Annotated in this window: 23 protein-coding genes; 10 read left to right on the forward strand and 13 right to left on the reverse strand. The window is 72.2% G+C overall.

Going from position 1 to position 24,963, the window contains the following annotated elements:
- The 3 genes from glgC to AB5L52_RS05895 are packed head-to-tail and all read right to left on the reverse strand — an operon-like array spanning position 1 to position 3,213.
- On the reverse strand, positions 1 to 1,221 hold the full coding sequence (gene glgC, locus AB5L52_RS05885; RefSeq protein ID WP_369362857.1) for a glucose-1-phosphate adenylyltransferase: 1,221 nt from the start codon (positions 1,219 to 1,221) through the stop codon (positions 1 to 3).
- A gap of 50 nt (positions 1,222 to 1,271) precedes the next feature.
- On the reverse strand, positions 1,272 to 2,423 hold the full coding sequence (glgA, locus tag AB5L52_RS05890; RefSeq protein ID WP_351568275.1) for a glycogen synthase: 1,152 nt from the start codon (positions 2,421 to 2,423) through the stop codon (positions 1,272 to 1,274).
- Between the two features lie 40 nt (positions 2,424 to 2,463).
- Positions 2,464 to 3,213, reverse strand: coding sequence for a (2Fe-2S)-binding protein (locus tag AB5L52_RS05895; RefSeq protein ID WP_351022754.1), 750 nt, complete (start codon positions 3,211 to 3,213; stop codon positions 2,464 to 2,466).
- 489 nt (positions 3,214 to 3,702) lie between these two features.
- Between AB5L52_RS05895 and AB5L52_RS05900 the strand changes: the two genes are divergently transcribed.
- Positions 3,703 to 4,881: a DMT family transporter gene (locus AB5L52_RS05900; protein WP_351568269.1), complete on the forward strand. Its 1,179-nt coding sequence runs from the start codon at positions 3,703 to 3,705 to the stop codon at positions 4,879 to 4,881.
- On the opposite strand, the gene AB5L52_RS05905 is transcribed toward AB5L52_RS05900, so the two are convergent.
- Positions 4,871 to 6,028: a transglycosylase family protein gene (locus AB5L52_RS05905; protein WP_369362859.1), complete on the reverse strand. Its 1,158-nt coding sequence runs from the start codon at positions 6,026 to 6,028 to the stop codon at positions 4,871 to 4,873. The genes AB5L52_RS05900 and AB5L52_RS05905 overlap by 11 nt on opposite strands.
- Positions 6,029 to 6,299: 271 nt before the next feature.
- Between AB5L52_RS05905 and gndA the strand changes: the two genes are divergently transcribed.
- A complete protein-coding gene (gene gndA / locus AB5L52_RS05910; protein ID WP_369362860.1) occupies positions 6,300 to 7,739 on the forward strand; it encodes an NADP-dependent phosphogluconate dehydrogenase in 1,440 nt (479 codons plus the stop codon).
- 458 nt (positions 7,740 to 8,197) lie between these two features.
- On the opposite strand, the gene panD is transcribed toward gndA, so the two are convergent.
- Both panD and AB5L52_RS05920 read right to left on the reverse strand, forming a co-directional pair.
- Complete coding sequence (gene panD, locus AB5L52_RS05915; RefSeq protein ID WP_351568260.1) at positions 8,198 to 8,617, reverse strand: aspartate 1-decarboxylase; 420 nt, start codon at positions 8,615 to 8,617, stop codon at positions 8,198 to 8,200.
- A 90-nt stretch (positions 8,618 to 8,707) separates the two neighbouring features.
- Positions 8,708 to 9,103 carry an aldehyde dehydrogenase family protein gene (locus AB5L52_RS05920; protein ID WP_369368826.1) on the reverse strand — a complete coding sequence of 132 codons (396 nt, stop codon included), beginning with the start codon at positions 9,101 to 9,103 and terminating at the stop codon, positions 8,708 to 8,710.
- Here AB5L52_RS05920 and AB5L52_RS05925 point away from each other — a divergent pair.
- On the forward strand, positions 8,985 to 9,281 hold the full coding sequence (locus AB5L52_RS05925) for a hypothetical protein (protein ID WP_369369086.1): 297 nt from the start codon (positions 8,985 to 8,987) through the stop codon (positions 9,279 to 9,281). The genes AB5L52_RS05920 and AB5L52_RS05925 overlap by 119 nt on opposite strands.
- Before the next feature lie 70 nt (positions 9,282 to 9,351).
- Here AB5L52_RS05925 and AB5L52_RS05930 read toward each other — a convergent pair whose 3' ends face one another.
- Positions 9,352 to 10,017, reverse strand: coding sequence for a GntR family transcriptional regulator (locus AB5L52_RS05930; RefSeq protein ID WP_369362861.1), 666 nt, complete (start codon positions 10,015 to 10,017; stop codon positions 9,352 to 9,354).
- Between the two features lie 103 nt (positions 10,018 to 10,120).
- Here AB5L52_RS05930 and glyA point away from each other — a divergent pair, with 103 nt between their 5' ends.
- The 5 genes from glyA to AB5L52_RS05955 are packed head-to-tail and all read left to right on the forward strand — an operon-like array spanning position 10,121 to position 16,399.
- On the forward strand, positions 10,121 to 11,422 hold the full coding sequence (glyA, locus tag AB5L52_RS05935; RefSeq protein ID WP_369362862.1) for a serine hydroxymethyltransferase: 1,302 nt from the start codon (positions 10,121 to 10,123) through the stop codon (positions 11,420 to 11,422).
- Positions 11,419 to 12,639 (forward strand): sarcosine oxidase subunit beta family protein, encoded by a 1,221-nt coding sequence (locus AB5L52_RS05940; protein ID WP_351022773.1) that lies wholly within the window; start codon positions 11,419 to 11,421, stop codon positions 12,637 to 12,639. The genes glyA and AB5L52_RS05940 overlap by 4 nt, the downstream gene beginning before the upstream one ends.
- A 10-nt stretch (positions 12,640 to 12,649) precedes the next feature.
- On the forward strand, positions 12,650 to 12,946 hold the full coding sequence (locus AB5L52_RS05945; protein WP_369362863.1) for a sarcosine oxidase subunit delta: 297 nt from the start codon (positions 12,650 to 12,652) through the stop codon (positions 12,944 to 12,946).
- Positions 12,943 to 15,783: a sarcosine oxidase subunit alpha family protein gene (locus AB5L52_RS05950; RefSeq protein ID WP_369362864.1), complete on the forward strand. Its 2,841-nt coding sequence runs from the start codon at positions 12,943 to 12,945 to the stop codon at positions 15,781 to 15,783. The genes AB5L52_RS05945 and AB5L52_RS05950 overlap by 4 nt, the downstream gene beginning before the upstream one ends.
- Positions 15,776 to 16,399, forward strand: a complete 624-nt coding sequence (locus tag AB5L52_RS05955) for a sarcosine oxidase subunit gamma (RefSeq protein WP_369362866.1) — start codon at positions 15,776 to 15,778, stop codon at positions 16,397 to 16,399. Before AB5L52_RS05950 ends, AB5L52_RS05955 begins: the two co-directional genes overlap by 8 nt.
- Before the next feature lie 28 nt (positions 16,400 to 16,427).
- Here the strand turns inward: AB5L52_RS05955 and AB5L52_RS05960 are convergent, their stop codons facing one another.
- Both AB5L52_RS05960 and AB5L52_RS05965 read right to left on the reverse strand, forming a co-directional pair.
- On the reverse strand, positions 16,428 to 17,348 hold the full coding sequence (locus AB5L52_RS05960) for an ornithine cyclodeaminase family protein (RefSeq protein WP_369362867.1): 921 nt from the start codon (positions 17,346 to 17,348) through the stop codon (positions 16,428 to 16,430).
- A gap of 54 nt (positions 17,349 to 17,402) precedes the next feature.
- The gene (locus tag AB5L52_RS05965; protein WP_369362869.1) at positions 17,403 to 18,383 is read right to left on the reverse strand and encodes a proline racemase family protein; all 981 of its coding nucleotides are present in this window, start codon (positions 18,381 to 18,383) and stop codon (positions 17,403 to 17,405) included.
- A gap of 155 nt (positions 18,384 to 18,538) precedes the next feature.
- On the opposite strand from AB5L52_RS05965, the gene rpmF reads away from it, so the two are divergent.
- Positions 18,539 to 18,709 carry a 50S ribosomal protein L32 gene (rpmF, locus tag AB5L52_RS05970; protein ID WP_365709296.1) on the forward strand — a complete coding sequence of 57 codons (171 nt, stop codon included), beginning with the start codon at positions 18,539 to 18,541 and terminating at the stop codon, positions 18,707 to 18,709.
- A gap of 6 nt (positions 18,710 to 18,715) precedes the next feature.
- Entirely contained in the window at positions 18,716 to 19,888 is a 1,173-nt protein-coding gene (locus AB5L52_RS05975; RefSeq protein ID WP_369362870.1) for a GTP-binding protein, read from the forward strand.
- Positions 19,889 to 19,989: 101 nt separating this feature from the next.
- Here the strand turns inward: AB5L52_RS05975 and AB5L52_RS05980 are convergent, their stop codons facing one another.
- The 4 genes from AB5L52_RS05980 to AB5L52_RS05995 all read right to left on the reverse strand — a co-directional run bounded on the left by AB5L52_RS05980 (position 19,990) and on the right by AB5L52_RS05995 (position 24,849).
- Complete coding sequence (locus tag AB5L52_RS05980) at positions 19,990 to 20,754, reverse strand: trans-aconitate 2-methyltransferase (protein ID WP_369362871.1); 765 nt, start codon at positions 20,752 to 20,754, stop codon at positions 19,990 to 19,992.
- Between the two features lie 92 nt (positions 20,755 to 20,846).
- Positions 20,847 to 22,016: an aminotransferase class V-fold PLP-dependent enzyme gene (locus tag AB5L52_RS05985; protein ID WP_369362872.1), complete on the reverse strand. Its 1,170-nt coding sequence runs from the start codon at positions 22,014 to 22,016 to the stop codon at positions 20,847 to 20,849.
- Between the two features lie 47 nt (positions 22,017 to 22,063).
- Positions 22,064 to 23,383, reverse strand: a complete 1,320-nt coding sequence (locus AB5L52_RS05990) for a pyridoxal-phosphate dependent enzyme (protein ID WP_369362873.1) — start codon at positions 23,381 to 23,383, stop codon at positions 22,064 to 22,066.
- Positions 23,380 to 24,849: a Y4yA family PLP-dependent enzyme gene (locus AB5L52_RS05995; protein ID WP_369362874.1), complete on the reverse strand. Its 1,470-nt coding sequence runs from the start codon at positions 24,847 to 24,849 to the stop codon at positions 23,380 to 23,382. Before AB5L52_RS05995 ends, AB5L52_RS05990 begins: the two co-directional genes overlap by 4 nt.
- Positions 24,850 to 24,963: the final 114 nt, after the last annotated feature.

Here is a 24,963-nt window from a genome sequence, read left to right on the forward strand (position 1 = left end):
TCAGGGCACCCGCTGCCCCTTCCCCAGGGCGATCACCCCGCCCTTGGAGACCGTGTACAGGTCGGCGTCCCGCTCCGGGTTGACGCCGATGGTCGCACCGGGCGGGACCTCCACGTTCTTGTCCAGGACGGCGCCGCGGACCACCGCGCCCCGGCCGATGCGCACGTTGTCGTGGAGCACCGAGCCCTGGACCACCGCGCCCGGGTCGACCCGTACGCCCGGGGAGAGGACCGACCGGGTGACCTGACCGCGGATCAGGCAGCCCGCGCTGATGATGGACTCGCCGGCGATGCCGCCCGCGTTGAAGCGGGCCGGGGAGAGCTGGTTCGAGTGGGTGTAGATGGGCCACTGACGGTTGTAGAGGTTGAACGCGGGGCGCTCGGCGATGAGGTCCATGTGCGCCTCGTAGTAGGCGTCGAGGGTGCCCACGTCCCGCCAGTAGCCCTGGTCACGGCTGGTCTCGCCGGGCACGTGGTTGTCGCCGAAGTCGTACAGCTGGGCCTCGCCGCGCGCGGTGAGCCGGGGCAGGATCGAGCCGCCCATGTCGTGCACCGACTGCTCGTCCTCGGCGTCCCGGTGCAGCGCCTCGACGAGGACCTTGGTGGTGAAGAGGTAGTTGCCCATCGAGGCGAACACGGTCTCCGGGTCGTCCGGCAGGCCCGGCGGGTCGGCGGGCTTCTCCAGGAAGCGTTCGACGCTGTGGCCGTCGGGGCCCGGGGTGATCACCCCGAAGGACGAGGACTCCGCGCGCGGCACCCGGATGCCGGCCACCGTGACGCCGGCGCCGCCCTCGGTGTGCTGCCGGAGCATCTGCCGCGGGTCCATGCGGTAGACGTGGTCGGCCCCGAACACGGCGACGTACTCGGGCTGTTCGTCGTGGACCAGATTCAGGGACTGCAGGAGCGCGTCGGCGCTGCCCAGGTACCAGCGCGGGCCGAGGCGCTGCTGGGCCGGGACCGGTGTGACGTAGTTGCCGAGCAGGCTGGACATCCGCCAGGTGGTGGTGATGTGCCGGTCCAGCGAGTGCGACTTGTACTGGGTCAGTACGCAGATCCGCAGGATGTCGGCGTTGACGAGGTTGGACAGGACGAAGTCGACGAGGCGGTAGGTGCCGCCGAAGGTGACGGCTGGTTTGGCGCGGTCCGCGGTGAGCGGCATCAGGCGTTTGCCCTCGCCGCCCGCCAGTACGATCCCCAGCACCGAAGGTCCTCCACGACGCATGGCCGCTCCCCTCACCCTGGATGAACCATGGCTGCCCCGCGCGGACGGGACTAAGCCTGTTTGCGGATCTCCTCGTACAGCGCGGTCGTGCGCCGGGCCACCGTGTCCCAGCCGAACTCCCGTGCCGCGCGCTCCCGTCCGGCCCGCCCCATCCGCCGCGCCGCCACCGGATCGCCGAGGACGGCGTCCAGGGCCCGGGCGAGGCCCGCTTCGAAGCCGTCGCCCGTGTCGACGAGGAGGCCCGTCCTGCCGTCGTCCACCACCTCGGGGATGCCGCCGACCCGGGAGGCGACCACGGGCGTGCCGCAGGCCATCGCCTCCAGGTTGACGATGCCGAGGGGCTCGTACACCGAGGGGCAGACGAACACGGCGGCGCGCGTGAGGAGTTGGACGACCTCGGGGCGCGGCAGCATCTGCGGGATCCAGAACACGCCCGCGCGGGCCCGGCTCAGCTCCTCGAACAGGTCCCGGAACTCCCGGTCGATCTCGGCGGTGTCGGGCGCGCCCGCGCACAGCACGACCTGGGCGCCGGGGTCGATGTCCCGTACCGCGCGCAGCAGATGGGGCACGCCCTTCTGGCGGGTGATCCGGCCGACGAACAGGACGTAGGGGCGATCGGGGTCGATGCCGTGCCGGGTGAGGGCGTCGGTGCCGTGGTCGGGCCGGTAGAGGCGGGTGTCGATGCCGTTGTGCACGATGTGTACGGCGTCCGGGTCGAGCGCCGGGTAGCAGGCGAGAATGTCCTCCCGCATGGCGCCGGACACGGCGATCACCGCGTCGGCGGTCTCGATCGCGGTGCGTTCGGCCCAGCTGGACAGCGCGTATCCGCCGCCCAGTTGCTCGGCCTTCCAGGGGCGCAGCGGCTCCAGCGAGTGGGCGGTGACCACGTGCGGGATGCCGTACTGCAGCTTGGCGAGGTGGCCGGCGAGGTTGGCGTACCAGGTGTGGGAGTGGACGAGTTCGCGGCCTTCGAGGGCGGCGGCGACGGCCAGGTCCACGGAGAAGGTGCGCAGCGCGTCGTTGGCGCCGTCGAGCACGGACCAGGGGCGGTGGCGTACGACGCCGACGCCGCGGCCCTCGCCCCAGCAGTGCACCTCCAGGTCCACCAGGGCGGACAGCTCCCGGGCGAGGAACTCGACATGGACACCGGCGCCGCCGTACACGTCCGGGGGGTACTCCCGGGTCAGCAGTCCCACTCGCACCCGACAACCCCCTTGTCCCGGCGGCAGGTTCCCTTCATGGTCACCCAGATGCGGCGTCCGGGGAAGAGCGCGGCGGGCGGATGAAGCAGCAGTCGCCGCAGACTCCGCCGCCGGGGACGCGGTAGTACAGGCAGCAGCTGCGGCGGCGGAAGGCGGTGCCGGCGCGGGTGCCGGTGGTGCTGAGCAGGGGGTGGGCGAGGAGTTCGTCCGTCAGGGCGCCTGCCCGGACCGCGGCGTCGGCGCGGCCGTGGGCGCGCGCCCAGCGGTCCAGTTCCCGGGCCGCGCCGGCGAGCGCGGAGCCCGCGTTGCCCCACAGCAGTCCGGGTGCGCACCCGAAGCGGGCGCTCAGGGTCTCCCCTAGGGGACGCAAGTGTCCGTGCAGCACGGTGTCGGCGAGGGTGGCTGCGTCGCCGGGCAGCGGGCGCAGTTCGGTCAGGTACAGGTCGTCGGGGGCGGTGGCGCGGGGGTCCCAGCGCAGCAGGCGCGGGTCGAGGTCGGGCAGTGCGCCGTACAGGACGGCGCAGCCGAGGGCCGTCGACCACAGCCGGGCGGCGAGGCCCTGCTGGGCGATGGACGCGGCGACGCGCGGCTCGGAGGTGCGCAGCCGGTCCGCGACCACGGCAACCCGTGTCGTCAGGGCGTCCGGTGTCACCCGTTCGTAGGTCTCGGCGAGTGTCGGCAGTCGGCCGGGGTCCGGTCCGCCGGCGGATCCGGCCCAAGTCGGGTGTGTGCGCAAGGCGAAGAAGCCGCCGAGCGGGCGGAGGGCGGCGAGAGCGGGGTCGAGGTCCACGACAGGTACTCGTACCAGGCGCGTTCGCGGGCCGGCCCCCGGGGTGTCCGCCTGGCGTCACCCGTCCCGAGGATGATCGCGTGGCCGGTGTACTCCATCGGCAGTAGGACGCATTGGGTGCTCAGGGACGACGACGGGAAGGGCGCGGACGGGCAGAGTGTGGACCATGGAAGCCGACCGTACGCCGCGCCCGGCCGGGCCCTGCCAACAGACTCCCGTCGTCCGCCCGGAGGGCGGGCCCGGCGGCGTCGGGTGCGCGCAGCCGCAAGGTGGAGGAGGGAGCCGACGACGGGGGTCCCGCCGCGCGAGCGCGTTCGAGCGCGGGGGAGCGTCGGCGCATGACGACGACGCGGCAGGGCGTGCCCCCTCCGGGGGAGTGCGTGCCGGACGCCGCCGGGCCGGGGGCACCTCCCACGCCCTTCATGGCCGTGGGGGAGGGAGTCCGACGACAGGGTCCAAGGGCTCCGGCCGCACGCAGGGGAGACGCGGATGAGTGCCCTCGCGTTGTCCGTGCTCCTGTCGTTCGTGTCCGCCCTGGCCTACGCGGCCGGCGCGATCGTGCAGGAGCAGGTGGCGGTGTCCTGCCCGGACAGCGCGTACTTGCCGCTGCGCCGCCCGAGCTGGTGGGGGGCGCTGGCGCTCAACGGGCTCGGCGGTGTGCTGCATGTGGTGGCGCTGGCCTACGGCCCGCTGAGCCTGGTCCAGCCGCTCGGCGCCCTCACCATCGTCTTCGCGCTGCCCATGGCGGCGCTGTTCGTCGGCCGCGGGGCCGGGGCCAAAGCCTGGCGCGGTGCGGTCATGGCCACCGTGGGTCTCGCCGGTCTGCTGTCCCTGGTCGGCACCTCCGACGCCCACTCCCTCGACGCGGCCCAGCGGGTCGCGGTCGCGCTGGTCACCGGGGGCGCGGTCGTGGCGCTGATGTCCGCGGGGCTGGCCGCGCACCGGCACCCGGCGGTGCGCAGCGTGCTGCTCGCCACGGCCTCCGGCATCGCGTTCGGCATGTCGTCGGTGTTCACCAAGACCGTCGCCGAGGACTGGACCCACGGCATCGACCTGGGCGACCTGCCCTCGCTCGCGGCCATCGGCCTGTTCGCGGTCGGCGGCGTCGCGCTGTCCCAGGCCGCCTACCGGGGCGGCGGGCTCGCCGCCCCGCTGGCCACACTCACCGTGGTTAATCCGGTACTGGCGGCGGCGGTCGGCATCCTGATGTTCGGCGAGACGTTCCGCTACGGCGGTACGGGCACCGCGTTCGCCCTGTGCTGCGGGGTGGTGGCGGCGGGCGGCCTGATCATGCTGACGACCGAGCGCGTCGCGCACACCGAGTCGCCTTCCCTCCCGGATACCGGCGCGCCCGGCACCGTACCGGCCGCCGGCAACGCGGAAGCCCTCCTGGGGGTGCCGCACCAGCGAGGAGCGGCGCAGGACGAGGCGGAGGGGGCCGAGCAGGGCGTGCTGCCCGAGGCCGACGGCGTGCCCGAGGAGCCCGTGCTCGACGCGGCCGTGCCGCGGGACCTGCCGGCACCGGCGCCGGGCGGCACCGGGGAGGGCGCCGACGACGGCCGGCCGCCGGCCGACCCGGTGCTCCCCGCGTGGTACAGCGCGCTGCCCGCGAGTGCCCCGGTGCCGCTGCCGGTGGTGGTCCGCCGCCGTACGCGGGTCAGATCCTGACGCCGCCGGCCCGCAGATAGGCGAGCGGGTCGATGTCCGACCCGAAGTCCGGCCCGGTCCGCACCTCGAAGTGCAGGTGCGGGCCGGTGACGTTTCCGGTGGCTCCGGAACGGCCGATGCGCTGGCCCGTGGTGACGCTCTGCCCGATCCGCACCGAGATGGCCGACAGGTGGGCGTACTGGGTGTAGCGGCCGTCGGCGTGCCGGATGACCACCTGGTAGCCGTACGCGTCGCCCCAGCCCGCGGCCACCACGTTCCCGGCCTCGGCGGCCTGCACGGAGGTGCCGGTGGGCACGAGGAAGTCGACGCCGGTGTGGTAGCCCTTCGACCAGTGCGCGCCCGCGACGCGGTAGCCGGTGCCGATGGGCGCGTCGACCGGTGCGATGAGTGTGCGGCCGGTGCTCCTGGTCCGCTGTGGGGCGGTCCTGTGCTCCGAAGGGGCTTTCCGCTTCGGGGACTTGGTGTCGGCCGGGGCCGCGCCGCGCAGGCTGAGCCGCTGGCCCGGCAGGATCAGGTCGGGATCGGCGCCGATGGTCGCGCGGTTGCCGGCGTAGAGACCACGCCAGCCGCCGCGCACATGGTGGTCCTCGGCGATGCCGGAGAGTGTGTCGCCGTGCACCACGGTGTACATCTCCGTCAGGCCCGCGCGGGACTGCGGGGTGGTCTGCGGCCGTACGTCCCGTACGGAGCTCTTCTTCTCGGCGGTCACGGGCCGGGTCGCGGCGCTGTCCGGGTGCACGCTCTCGGTGTGCCGGCCGGGGTCGGCTTCCCCGCGAGTGAGCCCGGCCCGCACCGAGCACACCGGCCAGGCGCCCGGCCCCTGCCCGCCGAGGACCTGCTCGGCGACGGCGATCTGCTGGTCCCGGGTGGCGAGGTCGGCGCGCGGCGCGTACCGGGTGCCGCCGTACGCCTCCCAGGTGGACTGGGTGAACTGCAGCCCGCCGTAGTAGCCGTTGCCGGTGTTGATGCTCCAGTTGCCGCTGGACTCGCAGGCGGCGACCTTGTTCCAGGTGGCGGCCTCGGCCGCGTCGGCCGTGCCGGCGGCGACCAGGGGGATCGCGAGTCCGGCGCCGCCCGCCGTGACGGTGAGTGAGGCGCGGTTGATCCTGTTCGGCTGGTACCGGCGGTGCCGACCGCGTACGGCCATGTCCGACTCCCCCTCGACATGCGTCAGGAGGGGCAAAAGTAAGCGCCGCGAACAGGCCATGACAAGACGGAAATCCGGCCGCTCACGCCGCCCAAGTGGCCGGGAACGGCCCTTGCTTGGCCTGATTCGCCGGGAACTGAGGCCGCGGGCGCCCCCGCCGCGTACACAGGCGTGGCGGGTTGAATGTGCGCTCGCCACAGCGGCACGTAAGGATGGGCGAGGACCCGTACTGACGGAGCCGTAGTCACGAGGCAACCAGGGAGCAGGCGGTATGAGCACTTCAGCGCAGATCGGTGTCACGGGCCTCGCGGTCATGGGCCGCAATCTCGCCCGGAACTTCGCCCGCAACGGCTACACGGTCGCCGTGCACAACCGTACGGCCTCACGCACCAAGGCGCTGGTGGAGGAGTTCGGCGGCGAGGGCGACTTCGTCAAGGCCGAGACCGCCGAGGAGTTCGTGGCGGCGCTCGAGCGCCCGCGCCGGCTGGTGATCATGGTGAAGGCCGGTGACCCGACGGACGCGGTGATCCAGGAGTTCGCGCCGCTGCTGGAGCCCGGCGACATGATCATCGACGGCGGCAACGCGCACTTCGCGGACACCCGGCGCAGGGAGAGGGCGCTGCGCGAGCAGGGCATCCACTTCGTCGGCATGGGCGTCTCGGGCGGCGAGGAGGGCGCGCTGCACGGGCCGAGCATCATGCCGGGCGGCCCGAAGGAGTCGTACGACTCGCTGGGCCCGATGCTGGAGAAGATCTCCGCGAAGGCGCAGGACGGCGCGCCCTGTGTGACCCATGTGGGCCCCGACGGCGCCGGGCACTTCGTGAAGATGGTCCACAACGGCATCGAGTACGCCGACATGCAGCTGATCGGCGAGGCGTACCAGCTGCTGCGCGATGTCGCCGGGTACTCCCCCGCCGAGATCGCGGAGATCTTCCGTACCTGGAACCGGGGCCGCCTCGACTCCTACCTGATCGAGATCACCGCCGAGGTCCTGTCCCACGTGGACGCGGCCACCGGCAAGCCGTTCGTGGACGTCGTCGTGGACCAGGCCGAGCAGAAGGGCACGGGCCGCTGGACGGTCCAGATCGCCCTCGACCTGGGCGTTCCGGTGTCCGGCATCGCCGAGGCGGTCTTCGCGCGCTCGCTGTCCGGGCACGCGGGGCTCCGCGAGGCCTCGCAGGGGCTGGCGGGGCCGAAGGCGGTGCCGCTGGGCAGGGCGGAGGCGGCGGCCTTCGCCGACCGGGTCGAGCAGGCGCTGTACGCGTCCAAGATCGTGTCGTACACGCAGGGCTTCCACGAGATCGCCGCGGGCAGCGAGGAGTACGGCTGGGACATCGACCTCGGTGCGGTGTCCTCGATCTGGCGGGGCGGCTGCATCATCCGGGCCGCGTTCCTGGACCGCATCCGCGCCGCGTACGACGCCCGCGCCGATCTGCCCAGCCTGCTGTCGGACGAGACGTTCGCCCGCGAGATCGCCGGCGCTCAGGACGACTGGCGCGAGGTGCTGATCGCCGCCACCCGGCAGGGGGTGCCGACCCCCGGCTTCGCCGCGGCGCTGGCGTACTACGACGCGTTGCGGGCCGAGCGGTTGCCTGCGGCGCTTACGCAGGGGCAGCGGGACTTCTTCGGGGCGCACACGTATCGCAGGGTGGACCGGGAGGGTTCGTTCCACACGTTGTGGGGTGGGGACCGGTCGGAGGTCTCCGCGTAGTCGGTTCGTGCGTCCCAGGGGGTGGGGGACCTGCCATCGTGCGGCTGCGGGTACGTCGTGGCCGGTCGCGCAGTTCCCCGCGCCCCTGAAAGACCGGCGCTTCGCGCCCGGTCTTTCAGGTCAGTGGCGGACCTGGCTCGGGGTTCGGTACCGGCTCCGGGCCCGGCGGGATCGGGGACGGCGAGGGTTCCGGCGGGCCCGGGGCCGGGGGTGGTGGCGGTGGGGTCGGTTCGGGGCCCGGTGGGGGTGGGGTGGGCTGGGGGCCCGGCTCGGGGGGTGGGACCGGGGTGGGGTAGGGGTCCGGGGCCGGGCCGGGTGGGACCGGGTCGGGGTACGGGTGTGTCATGGGTGTCCTCCGGGCAGTCGCGAGGCATCGCCTCTGGACTACTCCCCCACGTACCCGGCCCCCGAGCGGCCACTCACCCGACAGGGCGAGTGACCTGTTCCCCGTCTCCCGGTCAGGCCGGGACCGACTGCGGGCTGCGCCGCTGGTCCGAGCCCGGCACGGGCTCGGAGGCGTCCGCACCGAGGGACACGATGCGGTTGCCCGCGTCCACGTGCACGACCCGCGGCTTCAGCTCGCGGGCCTCGGCGTCGGTGACCTGAGCGTAGCTGATGATGATCACCAGGTCGCCGGGCTGGACGAGATGGGCGGCCGCCCCGTTGATCCCGATCACCCCGGACCCGCGCTCGCCCTCGATGACGTAGGTCTCCAGGCGGGCGCCGTTGGTGATGTCGACGATGTGCACCAGCTCGCCCGGCAGCAGATCGGCGGCGTCGAGCAGATCGGCGTCGATGGTCACCGATCCCACATAGTGCAGGTCGGCCTGGGTGACGGTGGCACGGTGGATCTTGGACTTGAACATGGTGCGCAGCACGGAGAAACTCCCGGTTTGTCTGCTCCCTGCCTGCTCTGTGCAGGTCAAAGGCGTTCACTCACTCTACCGGGGACATACAGGGGTACGGGTTCAGCGGCCGTGGTTGTGCATCACGTGCTTGGTGCGCGAGTGGTCGTCCAGCGCGTAGATCGACAGGTCCCGGCCGTAGCCGGATCCCTTGAATCCGCCCCAGGGGACTTCGCCGGCCCGTACCAGATGGGAGTTGACCCGGACGGTGCCGAAGTCGAGGCGGGCGGCGATGTCGTGGCTGCGGCGGGCGTTCTCGGTCCACACCGATGCCGACAGGCCGAGAGGGACGTCGTTGGCGCGCCGTACCGCCTCCTCCTCGTCGGCGAAGGTCTCGACCGTGATCACGGGGCCGAAGATCTCCTCGCGGGCGACTTCGGCTCCTTCGGGTACGTCGACCAGGACGGTCGGCCCGGTCGAAGTGAGCCTTCGAGACCAGGGGGCCGACCTCGACGTCAAGGCGGTGCGCGGCGCCGACGGGAACGAGACGGCGCGACTGTGGCGGGTGAAGATCGAGCGCTGCGTCCGCCACATGGTCGCCCAGCTCCCCGAGGACGCGGTCGAGCCGTATCCGCGGACCACCTTGGCGGGCAGGCCCCGGCTGCGTCCGGGAGACTCGCGGGGCCCGGTGCACTGACCCGGACCATCGCTGGTCCGCCGCGAACTCGCAGGTGCGGAAAGCGAGTTGCCAACCGCGCGGCGCCGTCTCAGAGGGCGGCGCGAATGGCGCGCTCGAAGCGCTCGACGTGGCTGCGGGCGAGTCCTGCCGCCGCGTCGGGGTCACCGGCGACGATGGCGTCGATCAGCGGTCCGTGTTCTCCGACATGGCCGGCCATGTCGGACAGCCGGTCGATGAACAGGCACCAGATGCGGGTGGCCAGGTTGTCGTAGCGGACGAGGGTGTCGTCCAGATACGGGTTGTGCGTGGCTGCGTAGATGGCGCGATGGACGCGAAGGTCCAGGTGCAGGAGCTCGGCGGCGGCGGGCCGGCGGGAGTCCGCGCTCGCCAGCTCCTGCCGCAGGGCCGTCAGGGTCGCCCGGTCCGTGGCCGTGGCGCGCCGCGCGGCCCGGGCGGCGGCCAGCGGCTCCAGCTCCTGGCGCACCTCGGAGATATGGGCCAGGTCGGTGATGTTCACGTCGGTGGCGAAGGTGCCGCGCCGGGGGTAGGTCGTGATCAGGCGCTCGTACTGGAGCCGCTTGAGGGCCTCGCGGACCGGCGTCCGGCCCACACCGAGGGACTGGGCCAGCTGATCCTCGTTGATCGGCGCGCCCGGGCGGATCTCCAGCATGACGAGCCGGTCACGGAGGGCGCGGTAGGCGCGCTCGGCGAGGGACAGTTCCTCGCCCCTGGGCTCGGTCGCCATCTGCTGCATGAAGCCCCCTTGGCCCTCTTGACCTGTGCCGCGAGCTCCCATACTTTACCGCACAGACTGATATATCAGTTGACTATTAGTCGTCTCCCAGGATGGTGTACAGATGGCAACCACCCCGTCGACCACGGTCACCTCCTCCCTCTCCCGCCCGCTGAGCGAGCTCGACCCGGAGGTCGCCGCCGCCGTGGACGCCGAGCTTCGCCGTCAGCAGTCGACGCTCGAGATGATCGCCTCGGAGAACTTCGCCCCGACGGCCGTCCTGGAGGCCCAGGGCTCGGTGCTGACGAACAAGTACGCCGAGGGCTACCCGGGACGCCGCTACTACGGCGGCTGCGAACACGTCGACGTCATCGAGCAGTTGGCGATCGCCCGGGTGAAGGACCTGTTCGGCGCCGAGGCCGCGAACGTACAGCCGCACTCGGGTGCTCAGGCCAACGCGGCCGCGATGTTCGCGCTGCTCCAGCCCGGCGACACGATCCTCGGCCTCGACCTGGCGCACGGCGGGCATCTCACCCACGGCATGCGCATCAACTTCTCCGGCAAGCTGTACAACGTCGTGCCGTACCACGTGCGCGAGTCCGACCTGCGCATCGACATGGACGAGGTCGAGCAGCTCGCCCTGGCCCACCGGCCCAGGATGATCGTCGCCGGCTGGTCGGCCTACCCCCGGCAGCTCGACTTCGCGGCGTTCCGGCGGATCGCCGACGAGGTGGGCGCGTACCTGATGGTCGACATGGCGCACTTCGCCGGGCTGGTGGCCGCGGGCCTGCACCCGAGCCCGGTGCCGTACGCCGATGTCGTCACGACCACCACGCACAAGACCCTCGGCGGCCCGCGCGGCGGTGTGATCCTCAGCCGCGCCGGTCTGGCCAAGAAGATCAACTCCGCAGTCTTCCCGGGGCAGCAGGGCGGCCCGCTGGAGCACGTCGTCGCGGCGAAGGCGGTGGCCTTCAAGGTGGCGGCGAGCGCGGAGTTCAAGGAACGCCAGCGGCGCACCCTGGACGGCGCCCGGATCCTCGCCGGCCGACTGCTGGCCGACGACGTGGCCGAGGCCGGGATCACCGTGCTGACCGGCGGCACCGAGGTCCACCTGGTCCTTGTCGACCTGCGCGGATCCGCGCTCGACGGGCAGCAGGCCGAGGACCGGCTGCACCGCATCGGCATCACCGTCAACCGCAACGCGGTGCCGTTCGACCCGCGCCCGCCGATGGTCTCCTCCGGCCTGCGGATCGGGACGCCGGCCCTGGCCACCCGCGGCTTCGGCGAGACGGAGTTCCGGGAGGCCGCCGACATCATCGCCGAAGCCCTGAAGGGCGAACGGGCGGAGGACGCACTGCGCGACCGGGTCGAGAAGCTCGCGGGCGCGTTCCCCCTCTACCCCCACCTGAACGGAGCCGCGGCATGACCGCCGAGCCGCTGCCGGAGCATCCGGACTTCCTGTGGCGCAACCCCGAGCCGCGCTCCTCGTACGACGTCGTCATCGTCGGCGCGGGAGGCCACGGCCTGGCCACCGCCTACTACCTCGCCGAGAACCACGGCATCACCAACGTCGCCGTCCTGGAGAAGGGCTGGCTGGCCGGCGGCAACATGGCCCGCAACACCACGATCATCCGCTCGAACTACCTGTGGGACGAGAGCGCGGCGATCTACGAGCACGCGCTCAAGCTGTGGGAGCGGCTCCCGGCGGAGCTGGACTACGACTTCCTGTTCAGCCAGCGCGGCGTCCTCAACCTCGCGCACACCCTTCAGGACGTCCGCGAGGGTGTGCGCCGCGTGGGCGCCAACCGCCTCAACGGAGTCGACGCCGAGTGGCTTGAGCCGGAGGAGGTGGCCAAGGTCTGCCCCATCCTCAACGTCTCGCCGCGCACCCGGTATCCGGTCCTCGGCGGCACCTTCCAGCCGCGGGCCGGCATCGCCAAGCACGATCACGTCGCCTGGGCGCTGGCCCGCCGCGCCGACGCGCTGGGCGTGGACCTCATCCAGGGCTGCGAGGTCACCGGCTTCCTCAAGGACGGCGACCGGGTCACGGGCGTCGAGACCAACCGCGGCCGCATCCTCGCCGGCCGGGTCGGACTCGCGGCGGCCGGACACAGCGGCGTGCTGGCACGGCTGGCGGGCTTCCGGCTGCCCGTGCAGTCCCACCCCCTCCAGGCGCTGGTCTCCGAGCTGCACGAGCCGGTGCACCCCACCGTGGTCATGTCGAACCACGTGCATGTCTACGTCTCCCAGGCGCACAAGGGCGAACTGGTGATGGGCGCGGGTGTCGACGCCTACAACGGCTACGGCCAGCGCGGCTCCTTCCATGTGATCGAGCAGCAGATGGCCGCCGCCGTGGAGCTGTTCCCCGTCTTCGCCCGTGCCCATGTGCTGCGCACCTGGGGCGGCATCGTCGACGTCACCCCGGACGCCTCTCCGGTCATCGGCACCACGCCCGTGGAGAACCTGTACGTCAACTGCGGCTGGGGCACCGGCGGTTTCAAGGCCACCCCGGCCGCCGGCTGGACCTTCGCGCACACCATCGCCACGGGCGCACCGCATCCGCTGAACGCCCCGTTCGCCCTCGACCGCTTCACGACGGGCGCGTTGATCGACGAGCACGGCGCGGCAGCCGTGGCCCACTGAGGAGGACCTGGTGCTTCTGATCACCTGCCCGTGGTGCGGTCCCCGCGACGAGACCGAGTACCACTACGGGGGACAGGCCCACGTCCCCTACCCCGAGAACCCCGAGGACCTCTCCGACGCCCAATGGGCCGAGTACGTCTTCTACCGCGACAACCCCAAGGGCCCCTTCGCCGAGCGATGGCTGCACGGCATCGGCTGCCGCCGCTGGTTCAACGTACTGCGGGACACCGTCACCTACGAGGTACTCGCCGCCTACCGGCTCGACGAGCCGCGCCCCGAACTGCCCCCAGCCGGAGGAGACCGATGACCGACCAGCGCTTCCGGCTCCGGCAGGGGGGCCGTGTCGACCGCGGCACCGTACTGCGGTTCACCGTCGACGGGCGGCGGCTGACCGGGCACCCCGGCGACACCGTCGCCTCGGCCATGCTGGCGAACGGCCTCGTCGAGGTCGCCCCGTCGCTCTACCGCGGCCGCCCGCGCGGCATCGTCTCCGCGGGCGTCGAGGAGCCCAACGCCCTGCTGCAGCTGGCCGGTTCGTGCTCGGAGAGCATGCTCCCGGCCACGACCGTGGAGCTGTACGACGGCCTGTCCGCCACCACCCTGTCCGGGATGGGCCGGCTCGACCCGACCCCCGACCCCGCCGTCTACGACAAGAAGTACGTCCACACCGACGTCCTGGTCATAGGCGCCGGACCTGCCGGGCTCGCGGCCGCCGCCGCTGCCGCCGGCTCCGGAGCCCGGGTGATCCTCGTCGACGACCGGCCCGAGCCCGGCGGTTCGCTGCTGTCCGGCCTCGACTGGGCCGACGAGGTCCACGCCGCACTCGACGCCGCCCCCGAAGTCGTCGTACTGCGACGCACCACGGCTTTCGGGTCGTACGACGACAACTACGTGCTGGCCCTGCAACGGCGTACGGACCACCTCGGCGCCGACGCCCCCCGCGAGAGTGTCTCGCGCCAACGGCTGTGGCACATCCGGGCCCGCCAGGTGGTCCTGGCGACCGGCGCCCACGAACGCCCGCTGGTCTTCGCCGGCAACGACCGGCCCGGGGTGATGCTCGCCGGGGCCGTGCGCACGTACCTCAACCGGTACGGTGTGGCGGCGGGTTCGCGGGCCGTGGTGGCTACGACCAACGACAGCGCGTACGACACGGTCGCCGATCTGCACGCCGCCGGCATCGACATCGCCGCCGTCGTCGACGCACGTCCCGAACTGTCCCGGCGGGCCCGCGAAGTCGCCGCCGCGACCGGGGTGCGGGTGCTCGCGGGGAGCGCGGTGGCCGACACGGCGGGAGAAGGGCGGATCACCTCGGTCACCGTCCGGGGGATCGACGCGGACGGCCGACTCACCGGTGCGGCCGAGGCGTTCGACTGCGATCTGCTCGCCGTCTCCGGCGGCTGGAGCCCGGTGGTCCATCTGCACAGCCAGCGCCAGGGCCGGCTCCGCTGGGACTCCGGGCGGGCCGCCTTCGTGCCCGACGGAACCGTGCGGCAGCAGCAGGTCGTCGGCGCGGCCCGCGGGACGTACACGTTCGACGGGTGCGTGGCCGAAGGCGCACGAGCCGGGGCGGTGGCGGCGACCGAGGCCGGGTTCCCGGTGCCGGTGCCGACGACGTCGTACGAGGACGTACGCCCCGAGGTGCGCGCCCTGTGGCTGGTGCCGGGCGTGGACGACGGCTGGGACACCCACTTCGTCGACCTGCAGCGCGATGTCACGGTCGCCGATGTCCTGCGCTCCACCGGCACCGGCATGCGCGGCGTCGAGCACGTGAAGCGCTACACCTCGCTCGGCACCGCGAACGACCAGGGCAAGACCTCCGGCGTCAACGCGATCGGTGTGATCGCCGAGGCCCTCGGTGGTTCGGTGGGAGAGATCGGCACCACGGCCTACCGGGCGCCGTACACGCCGGTCGCCTTCGCCGCCCTCGCCGGGCGGCAGCGCGGCGAGCTGTTCGACCCGGAGCGCACGACCGCCATGCACCACTGGCATGTCGCCCACGGAGCGGTGTTCGAGGACGTCGGGCAGTGGAAGCGGCCTCGGTACTATCCCCGGCCCGGTGAGGACATGGACACGGCGGTGGCCCGCGAGTGCCGCGCGGCCCGTGCGGGGGTGGCGTTCATGGACGCCTCCACCCTCGGCAAGATCGAGATCCGGGGCGCGGACGCGGGCGAGTTCCTCAACCGCGTCTACACCAACGCCTTCAAGAAGCTCACGCCGGGCATGGCCCGCTACGGCGTGATGTGCAAGCCCGACGGCATGATCTTCGACGACGGTGTGACGCTGCGCCTCGACGAGGACCGCTACTTCATGACCACCACGACCGGCGGCGCCGCCGCGGTCCTGGACTGGCTGGAGGAGTGGCTGCAGACCGAGTGGCCCGAACTCGACGTCCACTGCACGTCGGTGACCGAGCAGTGGGCGACGGTCGCCGTCGTCGGCCCGCGCTCGCGCCAGGTCGTGGCTCAACTCGCCCCCGACGTCGACCTGTCGAACGAGGCCTTCCCGTTCATGGCCTTCCGCGAGACCACGCTGGCCTCCGGCATCCCCGCCCGTATCTGCCGGATCTCCTTCTCCGGCGAACTCGCCTACGAGATCAACGTCTGCGCGTGGTACGGCCAGGCGGTCTGGGAGGAGGTGTACGCGATCGGCCGGCCGTACGACATCACCCCGTACGGCACCGAGACCATGCACGTCCTGCGGGCCGAGAAGGGCTACATCATCGTCGGCCAGGACACCGACGGCACCGTCACCCCGCAGGACGCGGGCATGTCCTGGGTGGTCTCGAAGCAGAAGGACTTCATCGGCAAGCGGTCCCACTCCCGCGCCGACACCTCCCGCGGCGACCGCAAGCAGCTGGTCGGTCTGCTCCCGGCCGATCGCAGGACCCGGCTGCCCGAGGGCACCCAACTCGTCGCGCCCGGCGTGCCGATCACCCCCGGGAGCGGGCCGGTGCCGATGCTGGGCCATGTCACCTCCAGCTACCACAGCCCGGCCCTCGGCCGCCCCTTCGCGCTCGCGCTCGTCGCCGACGGGCGGGCCAGGATCGGTGAGACCCTGCTCGCCGCGGTGGGCGAGGCGCTGGTGCCCGTCGAGGTGGCCGACTCCGTCCTCTACGACCCCGAAGGGACCAAGCGAGATGGCTGAGCCGACGCTCGACGCAGGTGCGGGCCCGGTGGCTCTGCGCACCAGCCCCCTGGCGCATCTGGCGGAACGGATGCGCGACGCCACCGTCACCGGCGACCGCGGCGTCGCCCTCACCGAGCGGCCGTTCATCACCATGGTGAACCTGCGCGTCGACCCCGCTTCCGAAGCGGCGGGCCGCATCGAGAAGGCCCTGGGGGCGCCGCTGCCCCGGCAGTGCGGCGGCACCTCCGCGTCCGGCGTCCGTACGGTCGTCTGGCTCGGCCCCGACGAGTGGCTGGTGCTGTCCGAAGAGCCCCTCGACACGGCCGAGTTGCGGCGGGCGCTCGGGAAGGACCCGGGCTCGGTCGTGGACGTCTCGGCCAACCGCACCACGCTGGAGCTGAGCGGCCCGGCCGCTCGGCAGGTGCTGGAGAAGGGCTGCCCGCTGGACCTGCATCCCCGTGCCTTCGGGCCCGGCCGGGCGGTGTCGACCACGGTGGGACCCGTCCCCGTGCTGCTCTGGCAGGTCGACGAGCAGCCGGCATACCGGCTCTTCCCACGCTCGTCGTTCGCCGGCTATCTGGCCCACTGGCTCCTCGACGCGATGTGCGAGTACCGCGGCCCGGAGGTCCCCTGAACCGGGCGGAGTGACAGGCTCTGCGGGATCAGCCGAGGAACTTGTCGGCCAGCAGGCGTGCGACGGCCCAGTCCTGCATGGCGACGCCCACGCTCTTGAACACCGTGCGCCTGCCGTGGCCGCCGGGGGCCGAGGTGAGGGCGGTGCCCAGTTCGGTGAGGTCGTCCCGGGTGAGGGCGCCCGCCCGCAGGGCATGGATGATCTCACCCGACTCCTCAAGGATCGCGCCGAGTTCGTCGACGACCACGGTGCTGTCGGCCAGCAGCTCGTCCGGCAGTTCGCGCATGGCGGGGCGGAAGGCGCCGATGGCGTTGACGTGCACCTGGGCGGGCAGGGCGGATGCGGGGAAGAGCGGGCTGGTCACGGGGGTGGCGCAGCACACGATGTGTGCGTCGCCGACGGCGGCCGCCGGGTCGGTCGCGATACGGATCTCGGTGCCGTCCAGCTCGGCGCGGAGGGTGTCCGCCAGGGACCGGGCGCGTGCGTCGCTGGTGCCGACGACGGTGAGGCGGCGCAGCGGGCGCACGGTGTGCACGGCGCGGACCTGGTCGGGGGCCTGACCGCCGGTGCCGATCAGGGTGAGCCGGTCGGCGTCGGGCGCGGCGAGGAGGTCGGTGGCGACCCCGACCGCCGCGCCGGTGCGCAGCGTGGTGACGGCGCCGGCGTCCGCGACCAGGTGATCGAGCCGGTCCAGGGTGCTCCATACGACGGTGCCGGTGATGGCGGGCGCACGGTCGAAGTTCACGCTCAGGGTCTTGACCATGGCGGACCGGGTCGGCCGGTGGTGGGCGGACATCACGAGGAACCGGCCGTCCCGCAGCGCGGTGCGCGTGGGCATCTCGAACTCCCCGCCCGCCAGACCGACGAAGCCGCGGCGCACCGCGTCGATGGCCTCGCGCATCGACACCGCGTCACGGACCTCGCGCCCGCTGAGACTGATGGTCTGCATGGAACTCCGTCCGTCGAGGTATTGCACCTTACGGCGCCGGTGAGCGGTCAACGGTCAGCGCAGTACGAAGCCGGTGCCGAGGTCGTCCGCCGGGTCGAGCTCGAAGCGGTGCTCACCGGTCCGGTAGGCCATCCCCGTGACCTCCGGCACGACGGCACGGTGGCCGTCGGCGGACAGCTCCTCGACGATCCGGGCATGGAAGCGCGTGCCGACGATCGAGTCGTGGACGAGGGTCTGGCCCCGCTTGAGACGGCCCTCCGCCGCGAGTACGGCGACGCGCGAGCAGGTACCGGAGCCGCACGGGGAACGGTCGACCTGGCCGTCGGCGAAGACGGTGACATTGCGCTGGTGCGGATTGCCGTCCTCGTCGGCGCCGAGGTCGTCGTACAGGACGGTGCCGTAGAGGCCGCTGAGGCGGTCGTCGACGGGGTGGCGGGCGTACGCGGTGTCGTTCAGCGCCCGTTTCACCTCGCGCCCGATCGCGATGAGGTCGGCGTAGTGCTCGGGCGTGACGGCGAGTCCGGCACGGGCCGCGTCCAGGTGGGCGTAGAGGGCGCCGCCGTAGCCGATGTCGACGCTGACGTCGCCGCGTGTCGTCCCGACGGTGACCTGCGCGGCGAGCCGGTAGCTGGGGACGTTGACGAAGTCGACGCCGGTGATCCGTTCGCCGGCCGTGTGCACGCGCAGGGTGACCCGGCCCGAGGGGACGTCGATGACGACGACGGTCGTGCCGGAGAGGTCGCGGGCGACGCGGCCGGTCTGTACGGCCCAGACGGCGAGCGCGATGGAGCCGTGGCCGCAGGCGGTCGAGAAGCCGTCCTTGTGCCAGAACAGCACGCCGAAGTGGGCGCCCTCGTCGTCCGGCGGAGTGAGGAAGCCGCCGTACATGTCGGCGTGTCCGCGAGGCTCGTGGCACAGCAGTTTGCGCAGGCAGGTCGTCCACGTCGGGGTCGCCGAGGGCGGCCATGCGGCGTTCGGCGACGGTGGCTCCTTCGACGGCGACCGGTGGTGCGGGGACGATGCGGAAGGGTTCACCACCGGTGTGGTAGTCGACGGTGCCGACCGCCGGGAACCGTCCTGCCATGGGCGCTCCTTGTGTCGTGGCGAGTCGGGGGACGGCCACCCCCGCCAACTTGGTAATGGGATCCGTTTTCATATAGCGTCTCCTTGGTCACCCAAGGAGGAGAACCATGGCCGTCCCCAAGCGCAAGATGTCCCGCAGCAACACCCGTCACCGCCGGGCCCAGTGGAAGGCCGCCACGCCGACGCTGGTCCCGGTCACGATCGACGGCGTACGGCATCTCGTACCGCAGCACCTGGTCAGGGCGTACGAGCGCGGGCTGCTGCGCCCCGAGGGCTGACCCGCGATGGATACCCCCCGACTGCCGGTCACCGTCCTGTCCGGGTTTCTCGGCGCGGGCAAGACCACGCTGCTCAACCATGTGCTCGGCAACCGCGAGGGACTGCGCGTCGCGGTCATCGTCAACGACATGAGCGAGGTCAACATCGACGCGGCGCTGGTGCGCGGCGGCGAGGCGGCGCTGTCGCGGACCGAGGAGCGGCTGGTCGAGATGACCAACGGGTGCATCTGCTGCACCCTGCGCGACGACCTGCTGGTGGAGGTGGACCGGCTGGCCCGCGAAGGCCGGTTCGACTACCTCCTCATCGAGTCCAGCGGTATCTCCGAGCCCATGCCGGTCGCGGCCACCTTCGCCTTCGCCCGCGACGACGGCGCCACCCTCGGCGACCTGGCCCGCCTGGACACCATGGTCACGGTCGTCGACGCGGCCCACTTCCTGCCCGAACTGGCGGGCGGCGACGAGCTGGTGGCGCGCGGGCTCGACCAGTACGAGGACGACGAACGGACCGTCAGCGACCTGCTGATGGACCAGATCGAGTTCGCCGACGTCCTCGTGCTCAACAAGCTCGACCTGGTCGACGACGCCACCGCCGACCGGCTCCGGGCCACGCTCACACGCCTCAACCCGGTGGCGCGGATCGTGCCCGCCGTCCAGGGACGCGTGACCGTCAAGGACGTCCTCGGCACCCGGCTGTTCGATCTCGAACGGGCCCAGCAGGCTCCGGGCTGGGTCATGGAGCTGAACGGTGACCACGTCCCGGAGACGGAGGAGTACGGCATCTCCTCCACCGCCTTCCGCTCCGGACTCCCCTTCCACCCCGGGCGGTTGTGGCGGTTCGTCACCGAGGAGATGGACAGCGGAGCGTACGGGCAGATCCTGCGGTCCAAGGGCTTCTTCACGCTCGCCAGCCGCCCGCAGGTGACGGGGCTGTGGTCGCAGGCCGGCTCCGTCGCCCGCTTCGAGCCCTCCGCCGCCCGCGACACCGACAGCCCGGCCGGCCAGGAACTCGTCTTCATCGGCACGCACCTGCACACCGAGGCCCTCCACGCCGCGCTCACCAGCTGCCTGCTGGCGGACGGCGAGACCCTGCCGCCGGACGATCCGTTCCCCGCCTGGGACACCTACGGCATCGACGACAGCTGCGACCACACATCACCGCAGCTCGTGGCGCGACCCTGAGACTCCGGGTCGGGCGGTGAACGCAGCCACGGCACCGCCCGGCCCGGCACATCCGCTGCCGCCGCTCACCGACACGGCGACGCCCCGGGGCCAACTGAGGATCACCGGATCGCCACGACAACATGGCTGTCGCCGTACTGCCAGACGGCACCGGCACAGCCGAACCCCGCCTCCCGCAACAGACCGAGATGCGCGGACAGGGACAGCCGGGCGGTGCCGCCGGTGCCCCTGTCGGGCTGCCGGCTGCGGCGGGCGGTGAGCAGGTCGGCCAGCTCGGGATCCTCGGCGACGGCCGTCCACCAGGAGGACCAGTCCTCGTGGGCGAAGACCCGCTGCCGCTCGGCTCGGCGACGTCCGATGTGCCCGGCGATGCCGGCGAGCCCGGGCTCGTCCTGCGGCAGATGGTCGCCGTTGACGAGGACACCGCCGGGGCGCAGCAGCCCGGCGATGTGCCGGTAGGTGCGGCGCAGGCCGTCCCGGCTCAGGTAGTGCAGTGCCGTGGTCGACACGGCCGCGTCCAGTGGGCGGTCGAGGCCCAGCGACTCCGTCCAGCCCTCCTCGCCGATCACCGCGTCGACGTAGCGGGCCGCGTCCGGGTGGTGGGTGCGGGCGAGTTCGAGCACCAGCGGATCCCGGTCCACCGCCACGATGTCGGCGCCCGGCAGCCGCCGGGCGAGCCGGGCCGCCAGTGAGCCGGGACCGCAGCCGAGGTCGACGACCAGGGGCCGGCCGGTGACGCTCGCCGTGATGTGCTCCACGACGTCCGCGATCACTGTGAAGCGCTCCTCGCGCTCCACGGCGTACCGCTGCTGCTGGCGCTCCCAGCGCTCCACCCATCGCTCGGCCGTGGCCAGGCTCAGCCCCATCAGGTCGTGCCACCTCGCTGTCCCGCATCCGTTGCCTTCGAGTCGAGACCCTACTAGTGGAAACGGTTCCCATTACGGGATCTGATGTCACGTCACCCGAGCGAGGTAAGCACGGACAGCAGCCGGTCGACCTCCTCCACGGTGTTGTACACATGCAGGCTCACCCGCACCGAGCCCGTCCGCTCCCCCGCACTGCCCTGGCAGTGGTTGTCGCTGCGCACCATGAAGCCGTGGCTGAAGAGGATGAAGCCGAGGTCGCCCGAGTCCACGGCGCGATGCCGGAAGGTGACGATGCCCCGGCGTCGCTGTACGGCCGCGTCGGCGGCCAGGCTGGTCTGGCAGCCCAGGATCTCGTAGGCGTCGAGGCGGCGCAGCCCGTCCGTGAGCCGGGCCGCCAGGGCGACCGTCCACCGCTCGATCCGGTCGGTACCGGCGGCCGCCAGCCAGTCCAGTGCCGCGGCCAGGGAGGCGATGCCGACGGTATTGGGCGTGCCCGACCAGCCGCCGGGGGTGAACACCGGTCCGCGTGCCTGACGTGCCCACACGGCCCCCGAGCCCGGCAGGGCCATGGCCTTGTGCCCGGAGAAGACGATGAAGTCGACGTCGAGTTCGGCCGCGGACACCGGCAGATGGCCGACGCTCTGGGCGGCGTCCAGGCAGACGACGGCGTCCGGGCCGACCGCCCGGCGGATGCGGTGGATGTTCATGTCGCCGCCGTAGACGTGGTGGACGTGGGTCGCGGCGATGAATCTCGTGCGCGGTCCGGTGACGGATTCCAGCGCCCTGTGGTCATAGTCGCCCGATGACCGCTGGTACGGCATCGGCAGCACGCGGATGTGCACGCCCTGACGGGCCAGCTGCCGCTGGACCTCCAGCCAGGGCGCGATGTTGGCCTGGTGGTCGGCGACCGGGACCACCATCTCGTCGCCGTCGGCGAGGAGTTGGGGGAGCCAGTCGCGGGCGACGGTGCGCAGTCCGTCGGTGGTGCCGCTCGTGAAGTGCACGGCGGACCGCTCCGGGTCCGGGTCGTCGAGGAACCGCTTGACCCGGTCCCGGGTCTCCTCGACCAGGGACGTGGTTTTGTTGGCCCAGGGGTAGGTGCCGCGTCCGGCGTTGGCGTTGGTCGTCGTGAGGTAGGCCTGGACCGCTTCGAGTACGGCCTGCGGCTTCTGCGCGGTGGCCGCGCTGTCCAGGTAGGACAGCTCGGGGTGCCCCGCGATGATGGGGAACTCGGCGCGCAGGGCGCGCTGCCACTCCCCCAACCCTCCTGTGACGTACGGACATTCAGACCCGGGTACGGTCACGGCGCTCAGTCCCGCACCAGGGGTGCGCCCGCGTCGCGCCAGGCGATGATGCCACCGGTCAGACTGCGGACGTCGGGATGTCCCAGGCGGGTCAGCAGGGCCGCGTATCGCGCGGACTTCTCGCCGACCGGGCAGACCAGCAGCACGGGACGACTGCGGCTGAACGGCAGTCCGCCACGGAGGAGTTCCTCGAAGAGCTCGTCGACGATGTTGACCGAGCCGTCGATGTGCAGGGCGGCGTAGGCGAAGGAGCTGCGCAGGTCGACCACCGGCGGCCGGCCGCTGTCGATCCAGGCCTGTGCCTGCGTGACATCGGCGGACGGGGCCCGGCGTATCTCGGCGTCGGTCAGGTCGGCGGGGGAGTTCGCGCGGCGGGGACGGCCGAAGAGGTCGGGGCGCCGTTCCCGCACATAACCCAGGTAGCTCTCCACGCGGTCGCAGACGATGAAGACCGCCGACTGGCGTTCCCGCAGTTCGGCGTCCACTGCCCGCAGCCGGCGGAGGGCGCCGAAGTAGGCGGCTCCTCCGGTGGGTCCCGCCAGGATGCCGCACCTCCGGTTGAGGGTCAGCATGCCCTCGATCGCCTCGTCGGAGCCGACCGCCTCGATCGAGTCGTAGGTGCCGGGATCGAACAGGCCCACCTGGTGTGCCTCGTCGATGGTGCGGATGCCGGGGACGAAGTCCGACTTGGCCGCGACCAGCCCGACGACCCGTACGGAGGGGTCGTGTTCGCGCAGCACCCGGGCGACGCCCGTGGAGGAACCGGCCGTCCCCACGCAGGCGATGAACCAGTCCGGGGCCCGGCCGTCCAGGTCCTTGACGATCTCGGAGCCGGTACCGGTGAGATGGGCTTCGGTGTTGCGCGGGTTGAAGTACTGGTCGGTGTGCAGATAGGCGGCGCCGGACTCGGACAGCGTCCGGTGGAAGAGGGTCAGCGGATCGTCGGTGGCGGTCGGGTCGAGACACTCGCTCTGGCCCGGCAGCTCCTCGATCTCCGCGCCGAGCAGGAGCAACAGGTCCTTGATCTCCGGGACCCGCATCCGGTTGGTGACGCTCTTGAAGGTCAGTCCGTGCATGCCCGCGAGGACGGCGAGGGCCTTGGCGGTGTTGCCGCTGGACAGCTCGACGACCTGGCTGCCCCGCTCGGCCGCGGCGGCCAGCTGCGGGCGGACCATGTTCCAGGCCGCACGGTCCTTGACCGACCCGAACGGGTTGAGCAGTTCCAGCTTGGCGTAGAGGTCGATGTGCGACAGACCGTGCACATGAGGGTCGATGCGCACCAGCGGGGTGTTGCCGATGACTTCGGTGATGCTGTCGTACCTCACTGTGCTCCCCCCACGGATATCGGCCAGTACTCGTCGTCCAGGCACCATCGCCACGCGCCGCCCTCCTGCCAGACGGCGACCTTGCGCGCGACGGGCTGGTCCTGGGCGCGGGTGGCGTGGAAGTCCATGCAGTAGCCGGCGGTGTTGGCGAAGGCCAGCAGATCGCCGGGCTCGGGGCGGCGGGGCAGGAAGACCGTCCGGCGTGTGATCAGGTCGGTCTCCAGGCACAGGCTGCCGAAGAGATGGACCGCGACCGGTTCGGCACGGGTGTCGCAGGGTGCGGCGTTGCCCGGGAGGACGATCGGGTCCATGAGCACTCCGTGTTCCTCCAGCGCCACGTCGTCGGCCTTCGCCGCCAGCCGGACCAGCAGCGGCCCGCCGTCCCGTGGGGCGCGGACCTCCAGCACCTTCGCCAGCGTCGTGCCGCACTGGTCGAGCAGGGCCCGCCCGGGCTCGGCGTACAGGTCGTACAGGCAGTCCAGCAGGAGTTCGGCCAGCGGGCGCCCGCCGAAGGAGGGGGCCGGGTGCGTGAGCAGCTCGTCGAGGTAGCGGGCCCCTGCCACCGGGCGGTGCGCGGGGTAGAGGCCGAGCGTTCCGCGGAGCGTGCCGTTCTCGTTGCGCAGGCCGTAGCCGTGCCCGCCCCAGGTCAGGGGCGGTCGGGTGCCCAGGACCGCGCCGGTGAGTTCGGTCGTGTACCGCTCCCACTGCCCGCCGTCGGCAAGGTAGTTCACCCCGAACCCGCCGCCGACGTCCACCGCGCGCGGGCGCAGCCCCCGGCTCCGGCACTCCTCCAACGCCAGGAGACAGCCTTCGAGCGCGGTGACCTTCTCGGTGATGCTCGTGGTGTCCACGTGGTACGCCACCCCGGTCAGGTCGACCGCGTCGCCGTACCGCTCGATCAAGTCGAGCAGGGCGGCCAACTCCCTTACGGGGGTGCCGAATCGGCTGCGCAGGCTCAGCACCCGTACGCCGGTGGCCGCGAAGCCCGACAGTCGCAGCAGAACACGGACACGCGCCAGCTTGTACGTGCGCACCAGCGCGGCGAGTTGCGCCAGTTCCTCGGGGGTGTCGACGCCGACGGTGACCGCGCTGCGGGCGGCGAGCCACAGGAGTTCCGGGTTCTTCGGCCCGGTGACCATGATGCGGTCGGGTGCGAAGCCGGAGCCCAGCGCGTGCTGCAGCTCGCCCAGCGAGGCGACGTCGACGCCCGCGTCGGTCGCGGCCAGCCGCCGCAGCACGGCGCTGGACCGGTTGGCCTTGTGGGCGAAGAACACCTGCCCGGACAGCTGATGTCTGCCGTAGCTCGTCCGGAAACCATCGAGGTTTTCCACGACTTGATCGGGAAGGACGACATGCAGCGGGGACCCGAGGGCGTCCGTGAGGGTGTGCAACCACCCGGGCGACTCCAGGACGGAGCGCAGCCGCGGGCCCAGCCGCGGTGCGAGATACAAAGGCTGCCCGCCCAAACCCGGCCCCTCCCCCACCCGCCGTGCCCTGCGTCCCCGGCCCGGCCCACCGCTCCCCGCGGTGCGCCGTTCGGCACCCTTCCCACCCCACCGTCGGCCTATTCCGTGCACGTC

Origin of the sequence: Streptomyces sp. CG4, assembly GCF_041080655.1 — a bacterium.
GTDB lineage: Bacteria > Actinomycetota > Actinomycetes > Streptomycetales > Streptomycetaceae > Streptomyces.

Bases quoted from the DNA above. Each gene is read 5' to 3' on its own strand.
- glgC (WP_369362857.1), bottom strand. From the start codon at position 1,221: ATGCGTCGTGGAGGACCTTCGGTGCTGGGGATCGTACTGGCGGGCGGC.
- AB5L52_RS05900 (WP_351568269.1), top strand. From the start codon at position 3,703: ATGAGTGCCCTCGCGTTGTCCGTGCTCCTGTCGTTCGTGTCCGCCCTG.
- AB5L52_RS05905 (WP_369362859.1), bottom strand. From the start codon at position 6,028: ATGGCCGTACGCGGTCGGCACCGCCGGTACCAGCCGAACAGGATCAAC.
- gndA (WP_369362860.1), top strand. From the start codon at position 6,300: ATGAGCACTTCAGCGCAGATCGGTGTCACGGGCCTCGCGGTCATGGGC.
- AB5L52_RS05930 (WP_369362861.1), bottom strand. From the start codon at position 10,017: ATGCAGCAGATGGCGACCGAGCCCAGGGGCGAGGAACTGTCCCTCGCC.
- glyA (WP_369362862.1), top strand. From the start codon at position 10,121: ATGGCAACCACCCCGTCGACCACGGTCACCTCCTCCCTCTCCCGCCCG.
- AB5L52_RS05940 (WP_351022773.1), top strand. From the start codon at position 11,419: ATGACCGCCGAGCCGCTGCCGGAGCATCCGGACTTCCTGTGGCGCAAC.
- AB5L52_RS05950 (WP_369362864.1), top strand. From the start codon at position 12,943: ATGACCGACCAGCGCTTCCGGCTCCGGCAGGGGGGCCGTGTCGACCGC.
- AB5L52_RS05955 (WP_369362866.1), top strand. From the start codon at position 15,776: ATGGCTGAGCCGACGCTCGACGCAGGTGCGGGCCCGGTGGCTCTGCGC.
- AB5L52_RS05960 (WP_369362867.1), bottom strand. From the start codon at position 17,348: ATGCAGACCATCAGTCTCAGCGGGCGCGAGGTCCGTGACGCGGTGTCG.
- rpmF (WP_365709296.1), top strand. From the start codon at position 18,539: ATGGCCGTCCCCAAGCGCAAGATGTCCCGCAGCAACACCCGTCACCGC.
- AB5L52_RS05975 (WP_369362870.1), top strand. From the start codon at position 18,716: ATGGATACCCCCCGACTGCCGGTCACCGTCCTGTCCGGGTTTCTCGGC.
- AB5L52_RS05980 (WP_369362871.1), bottom strand. From the start codon at position 20,754: ATGGGGCTGAGCCTGGCCACGGCCGAGCGATGGGTGGAGCGCTGGGAG.